Origin of the sequence: Scytonema sp. PCC 10023, assembly GCF_963920835.1 — a bacterium.
Classification (GTDB): Bacteria; Cyanobacteriota; Cyanobacteriia; order Cyanobacteriales; family Nostocaceae; genus Kalymmatonema.
The window spans coordinates 216,209-239,346 of sequence record NZ_CAWUDP010000001.1 but is presented as its reverse complement, the minus strand read 5'-3'; the positions used below and the strand labels follow the sequence as shown (position 1 = coordinate 239,346).

Annotated in this window: 23 protein-coding genes; 13 read left to right on the top strand and 10 right to left on the bottom strand. The window is 42.2% G+C overall.

All coding sequences use genetic code 11. The features are described from left to right. Positions 1-324 precede the first annotated feature (324 nt). The 3 genes from ACM0OZ_RS01200 (at position 325) to ACM0OZ_RS01190 (ending at position 2,752) form a co-directional block, all read left to right on the top strand. Positions 325-1,392 carry a glycosyltransferase family 4 protein gene (locus ACM0OZ_RS01200; RefSeq protein WP_414580955.1) on the top strand — a complete coding sequence of 356 codons (1,068 nt, stop codon included), beginning with the start codon at positions 325-327 and terminating at the stop codon, positions 1,390-1,392. 57 nt (positions 1,393-1,449) lie between these two features. Further along, the gene (locus ACM0OZ_RS01195) at positions 1,450-1,635 is read left to right on the top strand and encodes a hypothetical protein (RefSeq protein WP_332987277.1); all 186 of its coding nucleotides are present in this window, start codon (positions 1,450-1,452) and stop codon (positions 1,633-1,635) included. 88 nt (positions 1,636-1,723) lie between these two features. Continuing rightward, positions 1,724-2,752 (top strand): zinc-dependent alcohol dehydrogenase, encoded by a 1,029-nt coding sequence (locus ACM0OZ_RS01190; RefSeq protein ID WP_414580953.1) that lies wholly within the window; start codon positions 1,724-1,726, stop codon positions 2,750-2,752. Positions 2,753-2,886: 134 nt separating this feature from the next. On the opposite strand, the gene ACM0OZ_RS01185 is transcribed toward ACM0OZ_RS01190, so the two are convergent. Both ACM0OZ_RS01185 and ACM0OZ_RS01180 read right to left on the bottom strand, forming a co-directional pair. Further along, positions 2,887-3,036, bottom strand: coding sequence for a ribbon-helix-helix protein, CopG family (locus tag ACM0OZ_RS01185; RefSeq protein ID WP_414580951.1), 150 nt, complete (start codon positions 3,034-3,036; stop codon positions 2,887-2,889). Between the two features lie 420 nt (positions 3,037-3,456). After that, positions 3,457-3,678: a hypothetical protein gene (locus ACM0OZ_RS01180; protein ID WP_414580949.1), complete on the bottom strand. Its 222-nt coding sequence runs from the start codon at positions 3,676-3,678 to the stop codon at positions 3,457-3,459. Between the two features lie 56 nt (positions 3,679-3,734). Here ACM0OZ_RS01180 and ACM0OZ_RS01175 point away from each other — a divergent pair, with 56 nt between their 5' ends. The 4 genes from ACM0OZ_RS01175 to ACM0OZ_RS01160 all read left to right on the top strand — a co-directional run bounded on the left by ACM0OZ_RS01175 (position 3,735) and on the right by ACM0OZ_RS01160 (position 6,203). Continuing rightward, positions 3,735-4,079 (top strand): hypothetical protein, encoded by a 345-nt coding sequence (locus tag ACM0OZ_RS01175; protein ID WP_414580947.1) that lies wholly within the window; start codon positions 3,735-3,737, stop codon positions 4,077-4,079. Between the two features lie 73 nt (positions 4,080-4,152). After that, positions 4,153-4,428: a hypothetical protein gene (locus ACM0OZ_RS01170; protein WP_414580946.1), complete on the top strand. Its 276-nt coding sequence runs from the start codon at positions 4,153-4,155 to the stop codon at positions 4,426-4,428. Continuing rightward, positions 4,385-4,990 carry an IS200/IS605 family accessory protein TnpB-related protein gene (locus ACM0OZ_RS01165; RefSeq protein WP_414581051.1) on the top strand — a complete coding sequence of 202 codons (606 nt, stop codon included), beginning with the start codon at positions 4,385-4,387 and terminating at the stop codon, positions 4,988-4,990. Before ACM0OZ_RS01170 ends, ACM0OZ_RS01165 begins: the two co-directional genes overlap by 44 nt. A 25-nt stretch (positions 4,991-5,015) precedes the next feature. Continuing rightward, entirely contained in the window at positions 5,016-6,203 is a 1,188-nt protein-coding gene (locus tag ACM0OZ_RS01160) for an MFS transporter (protein ID WP_414580944.1), read from the top strand. 306 nt (positions 6,204-6,509) lie between these two features. On the opposite strand, the gene ACM0OZ_RS01155 is transcribed toward ACM0OZ_RS01160, so the two are convergent. From ACM0OZ_RS01155 to ACM0OZ_RS01135, 5 genes are all read right to left on the bottom strand, one after another. Beyond that, complete coding sequence (locus ACM0OZ_RS01155) at positions 6,510-6,881, bottom strand: hypothetical protein (protein ID WP_041037276.1); 372 nt, start codon at positions 6,879-6,881, stop codon at positions 6,510-6,512. 56 nt (positions 6,882-6,937) lie between these two features. Beyond that, a complete protein-coding gene (locus tag ACM0OZ_RS01150; protein ID WP_041037274.1) occupies positions 6,938-7,273 on the bottom strand; it encodes a hypothetical protein in 336 nt (111 codons plus the stop codon). A 340-nt stretch (positions 7,274-7,613) separates the two neighbouring features. Further along, complete coding sequence (locus ACM0OZ_RS01145) at positions 7,614-7,925, bottom strand: hypothetical protein (RefSeq protein ID WP_414580942.1); 312 nt, start codon at positions 7,923-7,925, stop codon at positions 7,614-7,616. Positions 7,926-7,928: 3 nt separating this feature from the next. Next, positions 7,929-8,180 carry a hypothetical protein gene (locus tag ACM0OZ_RS01140; protein ID WP_414580940.1) on the bottom strand — a complete coding sequence of 84 codons (252 nt, stop codon included), beginning with the start codon at positions 8,178-8,180 and terminating at the stop codon, positions 7,929-7,931. A gap of 10 nt (positions 8,181-8,190) precedes the next feature. Then, positions 8,191-8,607 (bottom strand): hypothetical protein, encoded by a 417-nt coding sequence (locus ACM0OZ_RS01135; protein ID WP_414580939.1) that lies wholly within the window; start codon positions 8,605-8,607, stop codon positions 8,191-8,193. Positions 8,608-9,385: 778 nt separating this feature from the next. Between ACM0OZ_RS01135 and cysK the strand changes: the two genes are divergently transcribed. Then, positions 9,386-10,339 (top strand): cysteine synthase A, encoded by a 954-nt coding sequence (gene cysK / locus ACM0OZ_RS01130; protein ID WP_414580938.1) that lies wholly within the window; start codon positions 9,386-9,388, stop codon positions 10,337-10,339. Positions 10,340-10,662: 323 nt separating this feature from the next. Here the strand turns inward: cysK and ACM0OZ_RS01125 are convergent, their stop codons facing one another. Next, positions 10,663-11,442 (bottom strand): hypothetical protein, encoded by a 780-nt coding sequence (locus tag ACM0OZ_RS01125; protein WP_414580936.1) that lies wholly within the window; start codon positions 11,440-11,442, stop codon positions 10,663-10,665. A gap of 752 nt (positions 11,443-12,194) precedes the next feature. Between ACM0OZ_RS01125 and ACM0OZ_RS01120 the strand changes: the two genes are divergently transcribed. The 5 genes from ACM0OZ_RS01120 (at position 12,195) to ACM0OZ_RS01100 (ending at position 21,514) form a co-directional block, all read left to right on the top strand. Further along, positions 12,195-14,699: a caspase family protein gene (locus tag ACM0OZ_RS01120; protein WP_414580935.1), complete on the top strand. Its 2,505-nt coding sequence runs from the start codon at positions 12,195-12,197 to the stop codon at positions 14,697-14,699. A gap of 67 nt (positions 14,700-14,766) precedes the next feature. Next, positions 14,767-16,260, top strand: a complete 1,494-nt coding sequence (locus ACM0OZ_RS01115) for a GUN4 domain-containing protein (RefSeq protein ID WP_414580933.1) — start codon at positions 14,767-14,769, stop codon at positions 16,258-16,260. A gap of 262 nt (positions 16,261-16,522) precedes the next feature. Next, on the top strand, positions 16,523-17,968 hold the full coding sequence (locus ACM0OZ_RS01110; RefSeq protein ID WP_414580931.1) for a cytochrome ubiquinol oxidase subunit I: 1,446 nt from the start codon (positions 16,523-16,525) through the stop codon (positions 17,966-17,968). A gap of 457 nt (positions 17,969-18,425) precedes the next feature. Continuing rightward, positions 18,426-19,442 carry a cytochrome d ubiquinol oxidase subunit II gene (cydB, locus tag ACM0OZ_RS01105; RefSeq protein WP_414580929.1) on the top strand — a complete coding sequence of 339 codons (1,017 nt, stop codon included), beginning with the start codon at positions 18,426-18,428 and terminating at the stop codon, positions 19,440-19,442. A gap of 521 nt (positions 19,443-19,963) precedes the next feature. After that, a complete protein-coding gene (locus ACM0OZ_RS01100; protein WP_414580928.1) occupies positions 19,964-21,514 on the top strand; it encodes a multicopper oxidase family protein in 1,551 nt (516 codons plus the stop codon). Here ACM0OZ_RS01100 and ACM0OZ_RS01095 read toward each other — a convergent pair. Continuing rightward, on the bottom strand, positions 21,511-21,780 hold the full coding sequence (locus ACM0OZ_RS01095; protein ID WP_414580926.1) for an HNH endonuclease: 270 nt from the start codon (positions 21,778-21,780) through the stop codon (positions 21,511-21,513). The two genes, ACM0OZ_RS01100 and ACM0OZ_RS01095, sit on opposite strands and share 4 nt — an antisense overlap. 125 nt (positions 21,781-21,905) lie before the next feature. Beyond that, positions 21,906-22,904: a metal ABC transporter solute-binding protein, Zn/Mn family gene (locus ACM0OZ_RS01090; protein ID WP_414580925.1), complete on the bottom strand. Its 999-nt coding sequence runs from the start codon at positions 22,902-22,904 to the stop codon at positions 21,906-21,908. Positions 22,905-23,138: the final 234 nt, after the last annotated feature.

Genomic DNA, 23,138 nt, shown 5'->3' with positions numbered 1-23,138 from the left:
CTCCTGCAAGCCTCTCAAAAATTGATCCCATTCTGATAATTTGGTATTTTTCGTTACAAAACGTTTGAATTATTATGATCCCCAAGATAGATGAATCGCTATCTTATTAAAGAGTAATGTAAAACTACATTCTCTGTATAGTCATTATAAAAAGTGGTGTGAAATGAGTCTGTGGCTATATCAGGGTACGGTTAACCGAAATTGCGCTCGCTTGAGCTAGTCGGGTTAACTTAAAAATCATGATGATTAGGTACAAATGCTCTACCGTCATCAGATGTCAGTCCTAGCAATAGGACTATTTCACTTGCTGAACCAAAACAACTTATGAAAATCGCTCAAGTAGCCCCCTTATGGGAACGAGTTCCGCCTCCTACATACGGAGGAATAGAGCTAGTCGTGAGTCGCTTGACCGATGAACTAGTGCGTCGAGGTCATGATGTCACTTTGTTCGCGTCTGGAGATTCGCAAACATTGGCTAGGTTAGAAGCAGTTTATCCTCGTGCATTGCGCTTAGACCCGAACGTCAAAGAGTATACAGCGTACGAAATGCTGGAACTCAGCCAAGTTTATCAGCTAGCAGAGGAATTCGATATTATCCACTCCCATTTGGGAATTTCGGCGTTAGCTTTGGCGAATTTTGTGCCAACACCCACAGTGCATACCCTGCACGGCAGATTTACAACAGACAACCGTAACGTATATACCCACCACCAAAAGCAACCATACGTCAGCATTAGTAACGCGCAGCGTGAAATCAACCTGAACTATGTTGGCACGGTCTACAACGGGATTAATCCAGAAGATTACCGTTTTGTCGCCCAACCTCAAGAAGCGCCATATTTGGCATTCTTAGGACGCTTTTCGCCGGAAAAGGGACCGCAACACGCGATCGCCATTGCTAAGCAAACTGGCTGGCATCTCAAAATGGCAGGAAAAGTTGATGTAGTAGACTCTAAGTTTTTTGAACAAGAGATTGCCCCACACATTGATGGTCAGCAAATTCAATACCTAGGTGAAATTAACCACGCCGAAAAAGTTGAACTGCTGGGCAATGCTGCTATCACCCTCTTCCCAATAACCTGGCAAGAACCCTTTGGTTTAGTGATGATTGAATCAATGGCAACTGGTACGCCAGTCATTGCCATGAATTTAGGTTCCGTATCCGAGGTGATTGCCCACGGAGTCTCAGGTTTTGTGTGCCAAAGCTTCGATGAAATGGCGGCAATGATTCCACGAGCTTTGGAACTCAATCGTCAAACTTGCCGAGAATATATAGAGAACAAGTTTAGCGTTATCCAAATGGTTGATGGGTACGAGGCGGTTTATGGAAAAATCATCAAAGACCGCATCAATTCAAACGGTCGCATTCATGCCGCTAGAATCCAATTTTAATCAACAACTTTTTTAGTGCATCTATAATCAACAAGTTTTCAAAAGGAGGACATAAATATGAGTCTGAACTCCAACAGTTGTCCCTGTTGCGGTGGTTCTCTGTTGCGTCATGTCCGTCATGGTGAATTCTACTGGTTTTGTAAAACCTGCTGGCAAGAAGTGCCATTGTTAAGTGTGAGTCGTATGCCCAACGCAGAAGCAAGAAGCACGGCAGTTGTTCCTCAACCAGCAGTCAAATCCTAGGTCTTTAGAACTTAAGACTGATTAACCAATAAAAAGTTCCCAACTCCACCTGGTAAAATCAGGTGGAGTTCATTACTGGTCATAAGCTGTGCTAGCAGCCTTACTTTACGGCAAAGAAAATTTAAGTTTAGAACAAGTCGCTGACCCAACCCCCGGTGTCGGTGAAGTCGTTATAAAGGTGGGAGCAGCGACAACTTGCGGTACTGACTTGAAAGTTTGGCGTCGCGGCGGTCATGCTAAGATGCTCAAACCGCCAACTTTGTTTGGTCATGAAGCTGCTGGGGAGATTGTAGCCGTAGGAGAAGGTGTTACGGCTTGGCAGGTGGGCAATCGCGTGGTGGCAAATAATTCTGCACCATGCATAAAGTGTTTTTTTTGTCAACGGGAAGAATACTCTCTTTGTCCAAATTTGACATGGAATAACGGGACTTTTGCCCAATACTTGAAAATTCCCGCAGCTATTGTGCAACAGAATATGTTGCCAATTCCTGATGAGTTGCCGTATGAATTGGCAGCAATGACAGAACCTCTAGCTTGTGTGCTGCATGGGGTAGCCCGTTCCAACGTCAAAGCAGGGGATTGCGTGGTCGTATTGGGAGATGGGGCGATCGGACTGATGTTTGTAGCAAAGTTGGCTCATGATCTAAAAGCTGAGGTGTTGCTGTTTGGCGGAAATGACCAAAGACTAGAAATTGGGGAAAAATTAGGCGCGGCAAAAACCTTCAATTACCGCCAGTTGCCGGATATTCCTAGTTTCGTTAAAGAACTGACACAAGGATGGGGTGCAGATGTTGTGATAGAAGCAACTGGTGTACCAAGTGTTTGGGAAACAGCAATTGCTTGCGCCCGTCCCGGTGCAACCGTTAACCTATTTGGTGGATGTCCGCGAGATACGACTATTACTGTCAATACAGAACAACTGCACTACAGTGAACTGACTCTTAAAGGAGTGTTTCACAATACTCCTGAATATGTCCGGGCGGCGCTGTCACTCATTGCTAGCAGGAAGATTCCCTTTGAGTTGCTGATTAGCGAACACCGTCCTTTGCAGGATTTAGAACAGGTGTTTTGTGATATGAGGGAGCGTAAGGTCATTAAGGTAGCAATGATTCCCTGAAGATTGATCTCTCCGGTACAAGGGCTATCAAAACATAGTGGGAGGGTGAGAACCCCGTTAGATGTAGTTTGACGCACGGAGGAAAACTACATCTGTGTTTTTAAACAGGGACGGGATACCCGACTCATAGGGCTTTAGCCCTTTGTTTCTCTTTCTTTTTTCTCAACATATTCTCTTATTGCTTCTCTAATCAAGTCGTTGATTGAGCGTTCTGTAAGTGCTGACATCTTTTTCATATCTTCATATTCTCTATCAGACAACCTCAAGTTATAGCGTTGCATCATCCCATATATGTGTTAATATGGGATGATGGTAACACAGGATGAAAAACTCCAAAAAACAAACGTGATGCCATGCTTAGCCACGAATTGAAGATATGGGATTGTGTTGAAAAGTCTTTTTAGAGCCATCAACATGTAAAATCTTCATGGTTGGAAAATCCTAAAGTAGCCGCACAGCCTGATTCATGTCGAGGCGGGTAGGGCTGTTTGAACCAGCCAAGGTGTTTTACAAAAACATGAGACAACGTTGCGAAGTGCGGCTTTTAGCCCGCGGAGCAACAACAGTCTAGAATCCACGTTTTTCAAAGCGTGGAGAGTTCAAAAGTTGTTTAATGTTGAATTGCTTATCAGGGTTAGTAACTGTTAGCTAATATCTCCCTATATCTGTACAAAGCTCGACAGTTTGTACAGATATTTGTTTTTTTAGGGCGTTTGACGCAGTTCGACTGCCCATTGCTGTAAAAATTCCCGAACCCATCTACTGTAGCTCATTTCAGGCGGTTTTACCTTATCTATCTGTTCTACAACCCAACCATCGATCACCACGGTGGCTTGGGTTTTGTCTTTGAGGTAATTTTGTTGATATCCTTTGACTTTTTCCGGGTGGGCATTTTGCCATAATTTCTCTGATTTTCTTTTCGGCATAGTTGACAACCTTTTTCATTTTAACTACTCTATTATAGTAGTTAAAACGTCGTGTCATGCAATTAGTAGAACGTCACGTAATTGATAGACAGCATAAGCACTGGCAAGAATGTGACAAACTAGCATTTCTATCTAAGAATTTATGGAATGCTGCTAATTACATCTGTCGTCAGCACTTCTTTGCTAATGGTGCAAAATTAGATTTTAATTCTCTGTACCATGCCACTAAAAATTTAGTTGATTATCAGGTACTGCCTACTAAAGTAAGTAAACAGATCATCCGGAGGCTTGAGCAAGCTTGGACAACATTTATAAAGGCAGAAAAAGCTTATTACAAAAATCCGTCTAAGTTTGTAGGCAAACCACGGATACCAGGTTATAAACACAAAACGCCCATGTAGAAACATTCTGCCTTATCCAGGCAAAGAGTCCATTGCCAAAAAGTTATTGGCGAGGGGAATTTGTAAGCTGTCAATGTCTAATATTGAATTCCCTACAAAGGCTTTAGATATTGCAGAAGTTAGGATTATTCCGTCATCTTGTTGTTATGTCATAGAAGTAGTTTACACTCGTCATCAACCTCAGCATACAAACAATACAGGCGTTGCTGGTGTAGATTTAGGTCTTAACAATTTGATGGCTGTAACCACTAACCAACCAGGTGTTAAGCCTCTGTTGGTAACAGGCAAGCCATTAAAAGCGATTAATACCTTCTATAACACTCATACGCGCTCAATACCAATCGGTTGAAGCCACCACTAAAATTAAACAAATTACTCATAAGCGAAATTGCCGTGTTGATAACTATCTTCACACTAGCACCCGCCGGGTAATTGATTGGTGTGTTAGCAATTCCGTAGGTACTTTGATTATTGGTAAAAATGATGGAATCAAAAATGGTATTAAGTTAGGTAAGAAAAATAATCAGCAATTTGTTAACATTCCTCATACCACTCTCGTTGGAATGCTCACTTACAAAGCTGAGTTAGTAGGTATCAAAGTTGTCGTAACAGAAGAGTCATATACCTCAAAAGCAAGTGCTTTAGATAATGATAAAATTCCTGTTTACGCCCAAGTGAAAAAAGAGCCTAAATTCTCAGGTTATCGTGTCAAGCGTGGCTTGTATCGTACTGCTAAAAAACAGCTAATAAATGCTGACGTTAACGGCAGCATGAATATAATTCGCAAAGTAATCAGTAATGCTTTCAGCCAGGGAATAAAGGCATTGCCGTTTATGCCTTTAGTGGTAGACCCATTAAGAACCCAAAAACATACATATCTGGTCACACAAGATTTTCAAGCTGTTGTATAGATTTGCATAGGTTTTTAGGAGCGGTATGTCGCAGAAAAAAGCGGCTTTAAAGTTCGTGATTTTGTTAGGTATTGTTAGCCTTTGTGCTGATGCAACTTATGAAGGGGCGCGTAGTATCACAGGGGCTTACCTTGGAGTTTTAGGCGCTAGTGCAACTGTGGTAGGTCTTGTAGCCGGTTTGGGAGAGTTAATTGGCTATGGCTTTCGCTTGGTTATTGGTTACATCAGTGACCAAACGCGAAAATACTGGGGAATTACCACACTTGGTTATGTTGTGAATACAGCAGTTGTGCCTTTTTTAGCCCTTGCAGGACGTTGGGAAGTCGCAGCGGGATTAATGATTGCCGAACGTACAGGTAAAGCAATTCGCACCCCTCCACGAGATGTGTTGCTTTCTCATGCTGCGACTCAAGTTGGTAGAGGTTTTGGCTTTGGTTTGCATGAAGCGCTGGATCAAATTGGTGCTGTCATGGGTCCATTGGCTGTGGCGGCGGTGATTTATTTGAAAGGAGGATATCAGGGTGGCTTTGCAATTTTGATTGTGCCAGCTGTCTTGGGGTTGAGTGTGCTTTTAGTGGCACAATGGCTTTACCCGAACCCTCGTGATTTTGAACAAGAAACCCCAACACTTAAAGGGGAAGGTTTGCCGCAAGTCTTTTGGATTTACCTGGGCGCTGTCGCACTTGTTGCTGCTGGGTATGCAGATTTTCCCCTCATTGCTTATCATTTCCAAAAAGGAGCGATTGCGCAAAGCGCAGCGCCGGAGGCGATCGCTACTGAGCAAACGATTCCCTTGCTTTATGCTTTGGCTATGGGAGTTGATGCTGTAGCCGCGCTGATATTTGGGCGTCTTTTTGACCGCGCTGGTATTTCTATCCTCGTGGTTGCGGTTTTTCTGTCATTGATGTTCGCCCCGTTAGTTTTCTTAGGCAATTCTCATCTTGCCATTGTGGGAATGATTTTGTGGGGTATTGGAATGGGGGCACAGGAATCAATTTTAAAAGCTGCTGTCGCTGGAATGGTACCAATGGACAAACGTGCTTCTGCTTACGGTACTTTTAGCGCTGGCTATGGTTTGTCGTGGTTTTTAGGAAGTGCCTTGATGGGAATTTTATATGACCAATCAGTTAGCTTACTGGTTGTTTTTTCTGTCGTGATTCAATTCGCTGCTATTCCCATTTTCTGGCTGGTAGGAAGGCACAATATGAATTAACAGTTTTCAGTTGACTTATACCAATTCCCCATGAAGATGCACTTAATATTAGAGCGCTTTAGAGCGCTTCTGGTTTGGATGAAGTAATTATTTATCTGTGTCCATCTGTGTCCATCTGTGGTTCTTATTTCTTGATGTATTGCACCCAACACAAACAAGCGGTATAGCAAACGAACCGCATAGGAAACGAACCGCCAAGAAGCCAAGAACGCCAAGGGACAGAAGAATATGTATTAAGTGCAAGTTTATAGAGAACTGGTATTAGCGCTTCATCTGTGATCACAGATAATCGGTCATTCAAGACTTTTATAGCCAATCTCGATAAGCCGAAATTTCATTGACGCTGATTTCAAACGGCGTCCCCTTGCCAAATGGCGGATATACGCGGATTTTGGCGCTACTGGCAAACCGTTCCAGCCTATTGCCAATTGGTGGAATATTGCTGACTATATGCCAGTAGGTGACGATGTCAGGACAGTCGATAACCAGCATTAAAGCACCATCATCGGTCGTGACATACCACTGACAGCTAGACAACAATGCTCGCGTAATCTGGTCGCACGCTTCAAAAAAGCATCTGCCAGTCGAATGTTCCAGTTGCGATCGCAGTATTTTATCAACTTGCGTTGCCTCAGTTGAAGGCAAATCATCTGGAGGAAGAAAGGATCTATTTTTCATACAAGCCCCTTTAGATTAAGGGTTAATAAGCGAGGAAGTTGCGTTCACTATTATTCTTAGGTTCTGACCAAGTGCAAATCCAACCACAAACGCGGATATATGTGCTTGATTTTTGACATTGGGTCACGCAGCAGTCGTGTTGCATTCAGGAAGACTACCTGAACTAGCCCCATATTTTCTGCTATCTCTCTTAAAACTTCTTTGTGAGCTTGCACATAAGGCATTATTTCCTCAGAGCAATAAATTCCTATGTATTGCAAGCGTTTAGGAGGTCGTCCCCAGTAAGAGGAAATAACTTTCACATAACAGCCGTCTAGTAATTCCCCTACTTTTGGGTAATAGTGATTGACGACCCTCATGAATTCTTTTGCTAGGATGTCTTCACTAATCATGACAAAAGATATTTTTGTAGGGATTGTCACACTATTAAATATAGCATAATTCTATTATGCTTATAGTACAAATATCCCTAAGTTATTATAAAATCAAGATTACTATTTATGAACAAAAACAGCTTTTACTATTTTTTAGAAACCAATTATACTTGAAATTTATTTAATGGAAAATCATACATTAACAGCTTGTAGGGTGAGCAATGCCCACCCTACACTTTTTAGCTATCTAAAACCAAAAATTAACTAATATTGTTACTTGATTTTCCCAAAAGACTGTTTTCAATAATGTGCAAACTTGCACATTTCCATGACTTTGAGATTTTTGAAGTGTCATTTTTTATCGGACATTACGCTCTGATACCAACACTTCCGCTACCAAGCTTGGCAATTGGTTAAGGTCAAGATATCCGTCAGAACCACGGCTCGGTGAAAGAAATGTATAGTCTGGGTCGCACGCTCCGTTATCGTAAACTTGGACATACCACCTATCAGGAAATCCTGGGACAGCCAATTCCACAATGTACCAACTTTGACCAATCAGGCGAGAGTTAACAATGACAAACCATTCTCTATTTTCTTCTAAAACATTCCATTCAGCCATCAAAAATTCTAACGCTATTTGTCCGGCGTCAGTTGAAGTCAGTAGCATTATTTACTCCTTATTTGAAAGATCAGGATACAATCCCAATTCCTTAGATAGCTCACGCGCAACATGGATTAAAAACTGGGCTCCATCCTGATTGCCTTGGTGTGCAAATCCAGTTGCCACTTGCATGATTGTTTGTATAAAACCAGCGTCAAGCAATTCTGGCTGAGCTTCTAAAACTTCTGGTTCTTGACCATTTGGGCAACGAAGCAGTTGGTCAATGAGATTGAAATACAAATCTTCTCGTTGTTGAGTCATGGTTAATAATTTATTGTTCAATACCTTGCCAAAGTCTTTCTAACATTTCTACTTGTTGCTGAAAAACAGCAGCGCGATAAACCAGATATCTGTCATATAAGAAAACGAGTGTTCCCAGAAAAATAGGGAATAACAAAAAGAACCATCGTAATATCTTGATAATTTTGTACTGTTCGGTGTTCGCTAGGGATTGCTTGACAAAGTTTGTAGCAGAATGGATGTTAAACCTATCTTGCTCTGATTTATCTTGTGTAGGAGTTAATCCAATTTCACTTGTATAACTCTGGTTAAGTTGACAAGCTAAACTCTTTGTTTGTACTAGCTCCATATGTCGCTCCCAAACCATGCTAAATACCACTAGCTCTGGAGAAAGTACCAATACAGTAACTAAACAAACTGTCAGAAATTGGACAAGTTTGAATTTCATTCAGCTATTACTGCTAACTATTCACTGCTAACTGTCAGCTGCTAACTGTCTGTTGGGCTAAGAAGTCCCCCCTCATTCCTCGGCTTTCACCTGCGAATTTTGGGGGGTAGAGGGGAATCTCTGCGTAAATCCTATAGGTTTTATATCAGATGTCTCAGCCGAGAAGAATTTATTGCCATTGGATCAAGATTATTAAATTAATTAGGGTTGTACTCAAAGCTTGTAATTCTTACTAGATAAGTGTTATGGATTCTTTTTGGGTACAGGTACTAGACTTTCAGCCCTGGGGGACTAGTATTTATCAAAAGGGGTTCTGGTGTTTGTGTACTCAACGTAAAACCTGTCTAGGCTTTGGTACTGGCAAGTTTTTTTGCTATTTTTTTAAGGATAAAGCTTGTACTCAAAAAATATATTAGTATATAATTATATAATTAAGTAATAAACAATATTGATGAAGTAATAAAAAATATTGAAAAGGTCATAAAATTTAGGATTTTGTTCAAAAATAACAGAATATTAATCATTTTCTCAAAATCGTTTAAAATTAACTTTAATTAAGTTTGTTGACTTTTAAAATCTCTATTTATGTACTTATTTGCTACAGGTGACAGCAATTTTCTGTAAGGTGTTCCTTGCTCACCAATCTCTCAAATGTTCATCACATAGGCTTTTATGGGCAAAAAACACCCTATGATTTGTGGTGTAATCATAAGAAGAAGCGCTGTAAAGTCTACACATAAATACCTTGATGAAAAGGCATCTTTTTAGGACATAATTCATGCACATAGCTCGCGACGTTACAGAACTGGTTGGACGGACTCCTTTAGTTCAGTTAAACAAAATCCCTCAAGCGGAGGGATGTGTAGCCAAGATTGTCGTTAAGTTGGAAGGAATGAATCCAGCAGCTTCGGTGAAAGACCGCATTGCTGCAAGTATGGTGAAGGCGGCTGAAGAAGAGGGGCTGATTCAGCCAGGAAAAAGCATTTTAGTTGAGCCGACGTCGGGGAATACAGGAATTGGACTGGCGATGGTGGCGGCGGCGCGTGGCTACGATTTGATTTTGACAATGCCCGAAACTATGAGCATGGAACGACGCGCTATGCTACGAGCATACGGTGCTGCTTTAGAATTGACGCCCGGGCTTGAGGGAATGCGGGGTGCGATTCGCAAAGCCGAAGAAATCGTTGCTAACACTCCCAATGCTTTTATGTTGCAACAATTCCGCAACCCAGCGAATCCCAAAATTCACAGAGAAACCACAGCTGAGGAGATTTGGGCAGATACCGATGGAAAAGTGGATATTGTTATTGCAGGTGTAGGTACTGGTGGAACGATTACCGGAGTTGCAGAAGTCCTCAAAGCGCGCAAACCGAGTTTTCAGGCGATCGCTGTGGAACCAAGTAACAGCCCTGTGCTTTCTGGAGGTCAAGCAGGATCACATAAAATTCAAGGTATTGGTGCCGGATTTGTCCCAGAAGTTCTGCGCAGCGATTTAATAGATGAAGTGATCACCGTCAGCGATGAGCAGGCGATCGCCTTTGGGCGGCGGTTAGCCAGGGAAGAAGGTTTATTATCCGGCATATCCTCTGGTGCTGCTTTATATGCAGCGATTCAGGTAGCAAAACGCCTAGAAAATGCAGGTAGTTTAATCGTGATGATTCAGCCTTCCTTTGGCGAACGTTACCTCAGCACCCCCATGTTCCAAGATAAGATGTTGGAAACTGCCCGATAAGGTAGCCCCACGCATCACATCCTGCAATTTACAGCCGTTTGTGTTTACAGCTATTTTCAGTTAATTGAACCACAGATTTTCGTAGGGGCTGTTCTGTGCCCATACGTGTCAACTTAACGTTTAAACCTTTATTCCACGTTGGTTTTACCCCACCCCCAACCCCTCCCCTTACTAAGGGGAGGGGAGGTTTTGGCGCAAGACAAAACCGGGGTGGGGTGAAGCGAAAATTGTGGGCAAGCACAAAGCCATGATGTAACGTAATAACAAGGTTCTTGCCTTAGACACGTATGGGCAATGCCGTGCGCCTAGCCCGTAGCGCTGTATCAAACTAAATATCTAGTATTCGGTACGATGGGGAAGAAAGCGTACTCGTACCATGCTGTCCAAATGAAACTGCGAATCCATCGACCACGCTTTTCGGTATTCAACTCATAATCAAATGCTCCCAGTGACTGATCAATAGAAGATAAGTGGGATTCGCAACCGCAGCCGTGTTGATAGGTAAAACCATACTTGGAAGCAATGCTTTGTATCTTCATCTGCACAGCAAACACTTTTCCAGCATGCAGAACTGCATCCCAAGAGCGCTTGTGTTCTATATCACGGGGGTCAAACCGTAAAGCTCGTTCTTCAAAAATGCTATCTCGGTCAATGGGAGCAAGATGCACTTGGTAAAAGCTGGCGGGAAGTTCATAATCGAACTCATTAAACAATTCTAGACCAATGCGAGCGACCTTCACTTCGTTAGAGTAATCTGCTCCCTTTGACTCCAATTCACGCAGAACTGCTTCAAAATTTGGATATCTCTCAACCTTAAAATCTTGCCCGTAAAACTCAAGTGTTTCCCGTGCCAACAATCCAAACAACTCACGAAACGCAGGTTTGAGGTGAGCAAGTTCCGGGCGTTCGTTAAAAAGGTCAACGTCTCCCTGTTCCAATTTGTATTGAAACAACTGCGCCATCTCAACATAACTCTGTGGATTTGCCAGCCCAACGCCAGCCTCTCCTACAGCAATGTCTTGCCACACCTTTGGCAATTGAGAAATAGGAACCGCATTTTCTCCAACGATGACTTGAACTTGAGGAGCATCGAGAATAAGCATAGGCAAACTCCAGAGGAATATCCGTAGCTAAGTTAACGCTGAGTTTACCTTGAGTAGGGTTTTTGCTGTATGGTGGGCGTCACCCATCAGCGGCTCTAAGCCGCTGCAATTGTACAGTGCATAAGTCGTACCAGCTGACAACTATTCAAAAGAAGGCAGAAAAACTAAGAATTTTGATGCGTGAGTTGGTTTGCAGCTCAAGACGACTGTTGGCGAAGTCACTCGCTTCGCTCAAATTCAAAATTCAAAATTCAAAATTCAAAATTTAATTAGTGGGAGCTTGGACTCGCCACTAATTAAAGACCACCAAATCAAAGATTATGGTGGGGGCTTGTACCCAGAATTAATCAATTCAAAATTATTCTTCCGGATTGAACGCGTGAACGCGTGAAGTTTGAATTCAAAAAAGGTCAAAAAACGCCGTCATCTGAGCTTGTCAATAGAGACATGATAGCTTTAGGAGAACAAAATAACTATGAGTCTTAACTTATATGCTTTGTTAGTTGGTATCGACAATTATCCCGACCAAACTCACTGTTTATAAGGCTACGTTAATGACATTACAGCAATAGAAGAGTATCTTACGAACGCTCTGAATGAGTGCCTTTCTCACCGGGAGCATCTCAGTTTTGCAAAAATATCTAGGAAAAGAATCCGAAAAGCCGCAACTTTAGTTTGTAGTTCAGTCTATGTTTACAAAAGTGAGATGTTCCCTTCTCACCTTTGTATTTATACGCTTAGAAGGTATCTTCATGTCAAAATATAAATTTAACCGTAATTTCGCTATTATTATCGGTATTAATAACTATAAAAATGGAATTCCAGCGCTAGAAACAGCGGCTCCGGACGCTTTAAAACTAGCTCATATTTTGGGAGAGCAACATACACATCTCAAAGATAAATATCAAGAACAAAATAAGTATGAAGTTCAGTTGTTCTTGAATCAACGCGCTACCCTGAACCAGATCAGCCAATTAATTGAAGACTTCAAAAAAGGACAAATACCTTTTGACAACGAAAAAGTGACGGTGAATAAGGACGATCGCGTCCTCTTTTACTTTGCTGGGCATGGAATCGCCTTGGAAGCTTTAGAAAATCAAGAAGGACCAGTGGGTTATCTGATTCCTCAAGATGCCACTTTAGGGAATAGCAACACCTACTTGCCGATGCAGGAGTTACATGATGCCTTAAACGCACTTCCGTGTCGGCATATGTTAGCAATTCTAGATTGCTGCTTTGCTGGAGCTTTTCGTTGGGCAAGCCTCAAGCGAGATATCGTGCCCAAAGTTACAGTCTATAAAGAACGCTATGATCGCTTCATTAGTGATGCAGCTTGGCAAGTCATTACTTCAGCGGCTGATGATCAAAAAGCTTTGGATTTTTTGGGACAGCGAGGGAAAGTCATCGACGGGAACGAGATTCACTCTCCCTTTGCAAAAGCTCTTTTTGATGCCTTACGCGGGGGAGCTGATGAAGGTGCGGACTTGAATAAAGATGGTATCATCACCGCCACTGAGCTTTACTCGTATCTGCGGGATCAGGTTGAAATCCTTACAGAAAAACACTACAAGCGACAAACTCCTGGTCTGTGTCCGCTTAAAAAACATGATAAAGGAGAATTCATCTTCTTATTACCTGAGTTTGACCGAGACAAATTAGAAGATGCTCCTCCACTCATTCCAGAAAATAATCCCTACCGAGGATTGCAATCCTATGACGAAAAAGACAGTCACTTATTCTTTAGTAGAGAGAACCTGATTGAAAAGCTTTATCAAAAAGCCGTTGCCAACAAACAGGCATTGACATTAGTGCTTGGTGTTTCTGGAACGGGAAAATCCAGCTTAATGAAAGCCGGGTTGTTGAAGCGTCTGCGTGATTCCCAAGAGCATAAATTTGAGATTTTAAACCCCATGCGACCGGGGGAAAGTCCTTTGAAGGCTTTGGCACAGATTTGTTTGTTGATCGCAACTATAGTTACACCAGAGGAACTGGCAAAAAATGAGCAAGCTTTAGCAAACATCGTTGAACGTTGGAGTCAGACTAATCCTAAGACGAAGCTGTTGCTACCAATTGACCAGTTTGAAGAATTGATAACTCTCTGTAAGAGTGACAAGGAACGAGAGCAATTTCAGAAACTTATTAAAAATGCGATCGCCAAATATCCCCAAAACATCCATGTAGTTATCACCCTGCGGCTCGACTTTGAAGCACAGTTCCAAAACTCTGTACTTAAAGACTTTTGGAATGATGCTACTCGGTTTGTCGTCCCACCAATGACCCAAGATGAATTCCGAACAGTAATTGAGAAACCAGCATCGGAAAAAGTGGTATACTTCGACCCTGCCAGTTTAGTAGACGAACTGATTAACGAAGTCGTACAAATGCCTGGTGCTTTACCCTTGCTTTCTTTCACCCTCAGTCAATTGTATCTGAAATATTTAGAGCAGCGAAGGGATAACCGCGCCTTAACAAAGAAAGATTACGAAGAGTTAGGAAGAGTCGTTGGTTCTCTAACCCAACGTGCAAACCAGGAATATGAGAACCTAGTTGCAAAAGACCCCGCTTATGAGCAGACGATACGCCAAGTAATGCTGCGGATGGTGGCTGTAGAGGGCGGGGAGTCAGCACGGCGACAAGTACCTGATTCAGAGTTGATATACCCAAACCCTGAAAAAAACCAGCAAGTGGCGCAAGTGATTGAACATCTGGTGCAAGCTCGTCTAGTTGTCAGAGGAAAGAAAACAGGGGGTGAACCTTATATAGAACCAGCCCACGATGTTTTAATCACAGGATGGAAAATGCTTGTGAAATGGATCGCAGATGAGCGAGAAACTCTGTTATTACAACGCCGCCTCACTTTTGCTGCTGAAAATTGGAATTTGCAGCGATCTGTAGAGTTTGGGAGGAAGAACTCTTATCGCAAAGTTCGAGATTATTGGGAACGTGAAGATTATTTAAAACCTCAGGCTGCATTAAATTTTCTCTGGGATGCTGATCCCTATTTGAATGGGTTGAAGGAGGTCATGAATTCTGGTAGCAACAACTGGCTAAACAAAAATGAGTTGGCGTTTGTTGAGCGCAGCTTGACGAAAAGGCGCTTCCAGCGTTCGTTAAGAGCTTTAGAGAAGACTCCTATTATTGTAGCTGCCATTACCTTAAGTATAATCCTCTTGTCCCATGAAAATAATGTTGTCAAGGGCTTAGGGTTCATTCTTCTTGTCCTCTCACTAACGATGTTTAAGTCACTATTTAATTAGTGTAGTTATTAGTTTTTATAGCAATTATATAATCTTATCTTTACTGTTCAATATCAAAAGGTATGATATGAATGACAAAAAAATCACCTTGATCTCCTGGATATTATTTGGCTTATTAATGGTCGTAGGTTATAAATTTTTGCTTTTACCCTATGGTAGTTTTCTCGCAATTGTCATATTCCTAATTTTCCAAAAGTCTGTTTCTTTATATCAAGAGAAATATCAAGAGAAGCAAAGGACTATAAAACTTCAAGAAATCGCCATTACAATGGGATTAGATTTTTATAAAAAAGGCGACGAACAGATTGTACCCATCGTTCAAGATATGCAAGTTTTTCAAGGAATAAAGCCAGTTATGAAAAATTTATTGAATGACTTCAGAGTAAGTTTTTGTACACTAGCAAGGATATTTTTACCTTTAATTGGTCTAAATATATTATTTGAATTAAATATGTCAGGGAAAGTCTTTTCAGGGATAGAGACAAGAAAAATCAGAAATATTTTCAAAGGAAAAAAACAAGAAGTATTAGTTATGATTTGTGATTTCTATACTAAAGAAACTAAATTTCCCATTACTAAAAAAACTGAATTTACCAGTGCAGATGCAGACCCTACTGTTTCAGTAAATGTTTCAGTAACTAAATCATCGCAAACTGTGATTGTTTTTGTTTCGGAAAATTTACACTTACCTGAGTTTAGCCTTACAAAAACTAACAAAATTGGCAAATCATTGGGACATAGTCAGAGCCAACCCCAATTCTCCAAGCTTTACAATCTACAAGCTAGAGAACAGATTTATTACCAGCAGATTTTTAGCGAACGCATTCGTGCTTTCTACGAAGCAGAACAGAACCTCTGTACGGAAGCAAAAGGCGATCGCCTAATCTGCTACCGTGCTAACACGATCATCCAACCTCAAGAAATGCAATCTTTCCTAGAAACAGGATTTAGAGCTTTGGAGCTATTTAAGGAGAAGACGCAAGAAATTGCTTCAGCTTACACAACCCCATCTGCATCAAGAGATGACTCCAACGACTTCAGTTCGGCGCGACGCATAAACTACACCAAGCTGCAAGACTTGCTACAGGCAGGCAAATGGAAGGAAGCTGACCAAGAAACTACTGCTATCATGCTCTATATATTGAGCATAGAAGAAGATGGAAGCGCTATAGAAGGAGCGTTCGATACAGAAAGCATGACAAAGTTTCCTTGCACAGACCTCCACACCATTGACCAACTTTGGATGAAATACAGTCAGGGACGATTTGGCTTTAGCGTGCAGAAGGAAATCTGGCAGAACCTTGGCGGTCAACCTGACAAATACCACTGGAAAGAAACAATAGCAGTTAATCGCATCACCTGGCAATTTATGGGGCGCGTTGGCTGGTCTAAATTCTCTCTCCTTAGGAAATACGACAAGCTCATTTTTACCCTGGATGCTCCGCCAGGACATCTCCCCGTGCTGTGGGGTGAGTGGACAATAGGAGGATACGCCGCTCCTCTAGATAGATGGAAGCTCTTCTCTCGCATGGAGACTTGTGCCAAGCAGTTTTCGTCTTGATGGAATAACCCTAATGTCATAAGAGCGTTAGCGAAGCTCCTCCGCAGGAGGTTCGCCATCTCTGTGACGATGTATCACCAACCGCCGCAAATCCCAACAAGTAAGGTAATCGCCAGCCTTCTCGAAAATATCGCGTTGATGCAGAAGTCAACGACGCCTTGTCAAACCTTAAAACTTTCCCAAAAAACGCACCGTCAAGAATTGTTGCAATACTATACAAGGGAATCTCTCCGTAGATTTTGCCTAATTATAGGGGTGGCTTGTGGAATTTTTATCTGATTCAGTTGTGTTATCACGTATGCAGTTTGCCCTAACTGCATTATTCCATATGCTTTGGCCCGTGCTAACCACAGGTATGGGAATCTATCTGGTGATCGTTGAAGGAGTGTGGCTCAAGACTCGTAACCCTGATTACTACCATCATGCTCGCTTTTGGTCTAAGTTCTACGTCCTAAATTTCGGGATTGGTGTAGCAACGGGCATTCCAATGGAGTTTCAGTTCGGCACCAATTGGTCACGCTTTTCGGAAGCAGTTGGCAACTTTTTTGGCAGTGTCATTGGGTTTGAAGCTTCTTGGGCATTTATGCTCGAAGCTGCCTTCCTTGGCATTATGCTATTTGGTTGGGAGCGTGTCAATCCTATAATTCACTATCTCTCCACGATCCTTGTTGCAGTTGGCGCAAACTTATCAACGCTGTGGATTCTCACAGCAAACTCTTGGATGCAAACCCCAGCGGGTGGGGAACTTGTCAATGGCAAGTTTGTTGTCCATGATTACTTTGCGGCGATCGCCAACCCGTTCATGAAGAACAGTGTTCTCCATATGTTCTTTGCCACATTGGAGACTTCGTTGTTTGTGATTGGTGGGATTAGCGCTTGGTACATTCTGAATCGTCGCCACGAAGCTTTCTTTTCTAAGTCTTTGAAGATTGCTTTAGCTGCGGCGATCGCCGTTGCTCCAATACAAATTTACATCGGGCATTTGAGTGGCGAACAAGTCTATCAGTATCAGCCCTCAAAACTAGCCGCAATGGAGGCGCAGTGGGAGACAGCACCCGCCGGACAGCCAGCAGATTGGAGTTTGCTGGCTATACCCAACGACAAAGCACAGAAAAATGACTGGGAAATCACCGTTCCCAATGCACTCGGATATATTCTGGAATTCAAGAAAAATCTCACCTACCCAGTACGCGGATTGAGTGAATGGAAACCAGAAGACCGTCCTCACATGATTGGTTTAATTTACTACGCTTTCCGCACCATGATTGCGATTGGATTTTTCTTCGCGGGATTGATGGTGTTGAGCGTTTTGCAGTGGTTGCGAGGTAAACTCTCAGCGGAAAATATTGGTCAGCAGCGTTGGCTGATGCGTGGTTGGGTCTTTGCAGCTCCTCTAGGATACATCGCCGTAGACTCAGGCTGGATTGTGCGTTGTGTTGGACGACAACCCTGGATTCTCTACGGGCAAATTCGCACCGTTGATGGGGCATCTAATCTACCTGCAAGTAATGTTTTAGTCTCACTCACTAGCTTTGCTGTCGTCTACAGCATTTTGTTTGTTGGGGTTTTGTACTTTGGCAGCCGCATTATTCGTAAAGGTCCGAATTTAGAACTCCCTGTGCCAGGAGTGGAACCGGATAGACCTGCAATAGATACGACTCCAGGAGAGTTTGTTCCAGATGATCGTCCTCTAGAAGCACAACAATAAACAAAAGTCAAGAGTTAGTTATTTTGGTAAGCATCCTAGCGTAGTAGTTTATCAATTTTGATTTGAACGGTTCGTAGTAAGCGCTGTCTACCCTACGGGAAGCCGCTCTCGCGTCTACGCTTTTGGAGTCTAGGACTAAAGTCCTTACTACAAACTTATACAACCATCATTCATTATTAAGTAGGTCAACCTTAAAAAACATAAAACAAACCTAACCCCCCAGCCCCCTGACCCTAATCCCCAACGCCAGTCGCCACAACGGGGGGAACCCCCGCAAGGCGCTGGCTCCTCCGTGGGGGCCCCGAGTTCCCTATAAGGGAAAAGGGAGAGTCAAAGCCTCTCCCCTTGTAGGGGAGAGGTTTGGAGAGAGGTCTTACGTTTAATTAGGTTGACCTACTTAATGTGACAAACTACTAGTGCTAGGTGCAAATAAAGGCACAACACTCAAAGAGATTATATGGAGACGCTAGAGTATTTTCTGCCCCAGGTATGGTTCGTCATTTTAGCCCTCTTCTTGTTCCTCTATGTGATGCTGGATGGATTTGACTTAGGGGTAGGTATTTTATCTCTAACTTCACAAGATGAAGAACGCCGCAGCATCTTAATGACCAGCTTGAGCAATATTTGGGATGCCAATGAAACCTGGCTGGTTCTCATGGCGGGGGGTCTTTTTGGAGCATTTCCCTTAGCTTATGGCACAATTCTCAACGCGCTGTACATCCCAATTCTCACTATGGTGTTTGGGTTCATCTTTCGTGCTGTAGCGTTTGAGTTTCGCGAGTTAGCAAACCGAAAATTCTTTTGGAATTTTGCCTTTGGTGCTGGGAGTTTTGTCGCCGCACTCGGTCAAGGGTTTGCTCTTGGTGCTGTGCTAAAAGGGATTCGAGTTGATGAGACAGGTCACTTTATTGGAACATCTTGGGACTGGCTGAGCTGGCAAACAGTGCTGGTGGCTCTAACTTTAATTCAAGCATATGTCCTCATTGGCTCAACTTATCTTGTTTGGAAAACAACAGGCGAACTGCAAACAACTCACTATAGAACTGCCAAAATTGCCGCTTTGACAACGCTGATTGGTGCCATTTTCATTACAATTGCAACACCAATATTTTATGAAAGTGCCAGAACGCGTTTGTTTCAGCAGCCGCTCGTTTATATCTTTGCCATCATTCCCATACTGGGAGTTCTGCTGATTTGGCAACTTCTTCAAAGCCTGAACCGTAAAGAAGAAAGAGCGCCCTTTGTCTGGACAATTCTTCTTTTCGTTCTCACATTCTTGGGACTAGGGTTAATTGTTTTCCCCTATATCATTCCCACGCAAATCACTATTTATGAAGCATCTGCTGATCCCAGTTCGCTGGTGATCATGATTATCTTCATTGGCTTCCTCATTCCCGTTATGCTGTTTTACAACCTTTACCAGTACATTGTTTTCCGGGGGAAAGTGACTGACGGTCATTACGGAGGCGAATAATACCAAGTTGCGTTCAAAACCTCTCTCCGAAGTTCGGAGAGGGTTGCCCGTAAGGGCGGGGTGATGTTTCATGAGTTGCAAAAAACGTGATTTCTTATTTTTTAAACAAGTAATAATCAAAATAAATTAAACTTATTTACTTCGCTGTAGGATTATTTATTATCAATCAAGATTTTAATTTACAAAATATTATTTGTATCTCTGAGATATTTTTCAATCATTAGCGTTTTTATCCAAGAAAAAATAAGCCTTCTTTGTAGAAAAAACTTGTATAAATGGCTTTGAAACCACAGCATACTTTTTTCCGTTACTTTTCTAATAAACAGAAGTAAAAATTCAAACAGGGATAAAAATTGAAATTTTATGAAAACTTGTTATTTGTAAAATCTTAGCCAAGTTAGTATTTTTACTAAAAACAAAAAATTATATTTTGCTATATTTATTCTGAAATATTTACAGAAATTCGTGAATAGTTTTGAACTAGTCAAATTTATACAGGTTCTTAACCAAAAAACTTGAGCATGAAAAAAATCAGCAGACGCCAAGCGCTGAAGATGGCAGCGCTTGCAGGAGGTTCTATTGTGCTTCCCGTAGGACTTCAGTATCGCGGATACGCTCAGAATGTCAATAACTCAGTTCAGCCATTTACACTTGGGTTCCGCACACCGCCAGTGTTGAGTCCTGTACGCAGCGATGCAACAACTGATTACTACCAAATCACGATGCAGACTGCTCAAGTAGGGATTCTACCAGGGCAAACGACGGAGATTTGGGGCTATAACGGTATATTTCCGGGACCGACAATTAAACAGCGTAAAGATCGACAATCAGTTGTGCGGTTTATCAATAATATTGCTATCAAACAACGTAGCAATGGACTATCTATGTGGTTTCCCAAGACTCTTAGTGTAAACACCTCAGTCCATTTACATGGAATGGCATCCCAACCGCAGTACGATGGCTACGCTAGGGATTTTGTTTCTACGGGGTACTACAAGGATTATGTCTATCCCAACACTAACGCTGCTACTTTGTGGTACCACGACCATGCTCATGGTAGAACTTCCCAAAATGTTTACATGGGGTTGGCTGGGATGTACATTGTCCAAGATGACAATGAACTTAATTTGCCACTGCCCAAGGATGATTATGATATCCCTTTAATCATTCAGGATAAGCAATTCGCGTCTGATAATTCACTCATTTTTGATGACCAAGCTCATGTGCGCCTAATGGGGGATGTCATTACAGTCAATGGTGTGCCTTGGCCTCGCATGGAAGTGGCTAACCGCAAATACCGTTTTCGGGTGTTAAACGCATCCATTTCCCGTTCTTACAAACTCGCTCTCAGTACTGGTGAGGACTTGATTGTGATTGGGACTGATGGTGGATTGATGCCTGCACCAGTAAATACTAAAGATATGCGTCTTGCAACGGGAGAGCGTTATGAGTTGATTATCGATTTTTCTAAATATCCTATAGGAACTCAGATAGTATTGCAAAATCTGGGGCTGCCTAATAACGATAATTTCACCCACACAGATAAAATTATGCGCTTTGACGTAGTGCGTGCCGAGACTGATAACAGCCTTGTTCCCAGCACACTACGCAATATTGAATTCATACCAGAATCTTCAGCTGTACGAACTCGCGACTTCACGATGGAGCAGAGAAGTGGTGATAAATTGTGGGTGATCAACAACAATGGATGGGACCGAAATCGAGTGGATGCAAATCCTCAACTCGAAGACGTGGAAATATGGACATTTAACGACACCGCAAATATCTCGTTTCATCCAATGCACCTTCACCTCATTGATGGTCGAATACTTGACCGTAATGGTCAACCACCTTTTCCTTATGAGCGTGGCTTGAAGGATGTTTTCTACGTTGGTGAAAACGAGACAGTACGGGTGATTGGAAAGTTTAAACCTAACATGGGTAAATATATGTACCATTGCCACAACATAGTTCACGAAGACCACGATATGATGAGTCAGTTTGAAGTGGGGCAAGGTGGGGTAGATCCAATGTCAGCTCCAGCGAAACCTCTTCCAGCACCACCGCTTTAAGCTTTTCTACGATGCACTTTAACCCGTTTATTGGGGTCTTGCTTGCTCACCCAACAGAGGAATTTGTGCATTTGCGGCTCGTTTTTTAGCTTCTCCAGCGAGTTCAATTCCTGTGCTAAGCGTGTATTATCGTACAGGGTGTGAATCTGCTTATGGCAGGCAGAACAGATATTTATTTTCGGTCCATGATGACCCTTTTTCTGCCTAGGAATCAGATGGTGAACGGTTAATGGTTCCACTTCTCTTTCACACAACTCGCAAGTCATGTTGTTAACCTAATACTACTGATACTATTTGTATTATTACGTAATACTCACATGGTAATGGTGGGATATCCCATCAACCATTACCGATTACCGAATTTTCCAATAGTTATTAGTATTGGTGTTGGCTACTTTGAGAGTATTGGCTCAAATATCAGATATGTCCCCCCCAAGCCTTCTACAATTGTCCGCGTATTGGCAACCATCATTTTTTGATAAGTGTCCGCTTCGCTTCCTGGCGCACCTAAGTTATCAACAAATAGCTTTCTTTCTGACAGTTTTACTTTTGTGTCTTTGGCGACAGATTTCATGAAATCAGCGTTATTTGTTGTTTCTACAAAAACTGTTGGAACCCCAGATTGTTTGATGTATCTTGTCAGTGCTTTTACTCGGGTTGCAGTAGGTTTAGACTGATCACTAACACCTTCCGAAGCAGCTGCATATGAAAGACCGTAAGCTTTGGCATAATAACCCATGACATCGAGAGTTGTGATTAATTCGCGTTGTTTCGCGGGAACGCTACCAATTCTTGACTTAATCCAAGCATCCAATTTGGTGAGTTCATTTTTGACTTTTTGCGCGTTGCTGCTGTAAAGCGATGCATTTTCTGGTATTGCTTTACTCAGGTTACTGCTAATGACCTCTACCATCCTGATACCATTGTTAGCATTGTGCCAAATGTAAGGGTCTGGTACTGTGTTACCATCTCCTCTAAACTCTAGTGGTTGAGGAACAGCACGTTGACCAACTGCGATTTTAGGCACACTGTTTTTAGTCGCTTTCATTAACTTGAGCAAACTAGGTTCTAAATTGTACCCAGTGAAAAGAATCAATTGAGCTTGCTCAATGGCTTGGCGATCTTCTGGTTTTGGTTGATAAAGGTAGGGATTTGTATCAGGGGGAATCAAGCAGGTGAGATTAATTGTCTCCTGTGCAATCTGTTTGGTGAAGTCGCATAATATGCTTGTCGTTACCACGACTTTAGGAAGATTACTGTTGAGTTCAGAAACAGTCGCAGTAGAAGAAGTCTTGGCTACACTATCCAGATTTTGACACCCGAACAAGCCAATAGTAAGAGCGACGAGAGCAGTACGTAATGGTAAGGTGAATCGTAATTTTTTTGACATAATAACTTTTATTTGCACAAACACAATAATGATGGCGGATACTGCTTATACGGGTTGTTTTCGCCAGCTATATTATGCATCTTTTGGCAATTATAGAAAAAATTTCATAAGCGAAGCTCCCCTTTTTTCCTATCCCCGCCAACTTCCCGTTTATAAGGACAGACAAGAAAAAACTTTTTAGTGGGAGATGAAAGGGATGAAATAAATGGGGAGATTTTTGTTAAACTTATGAAT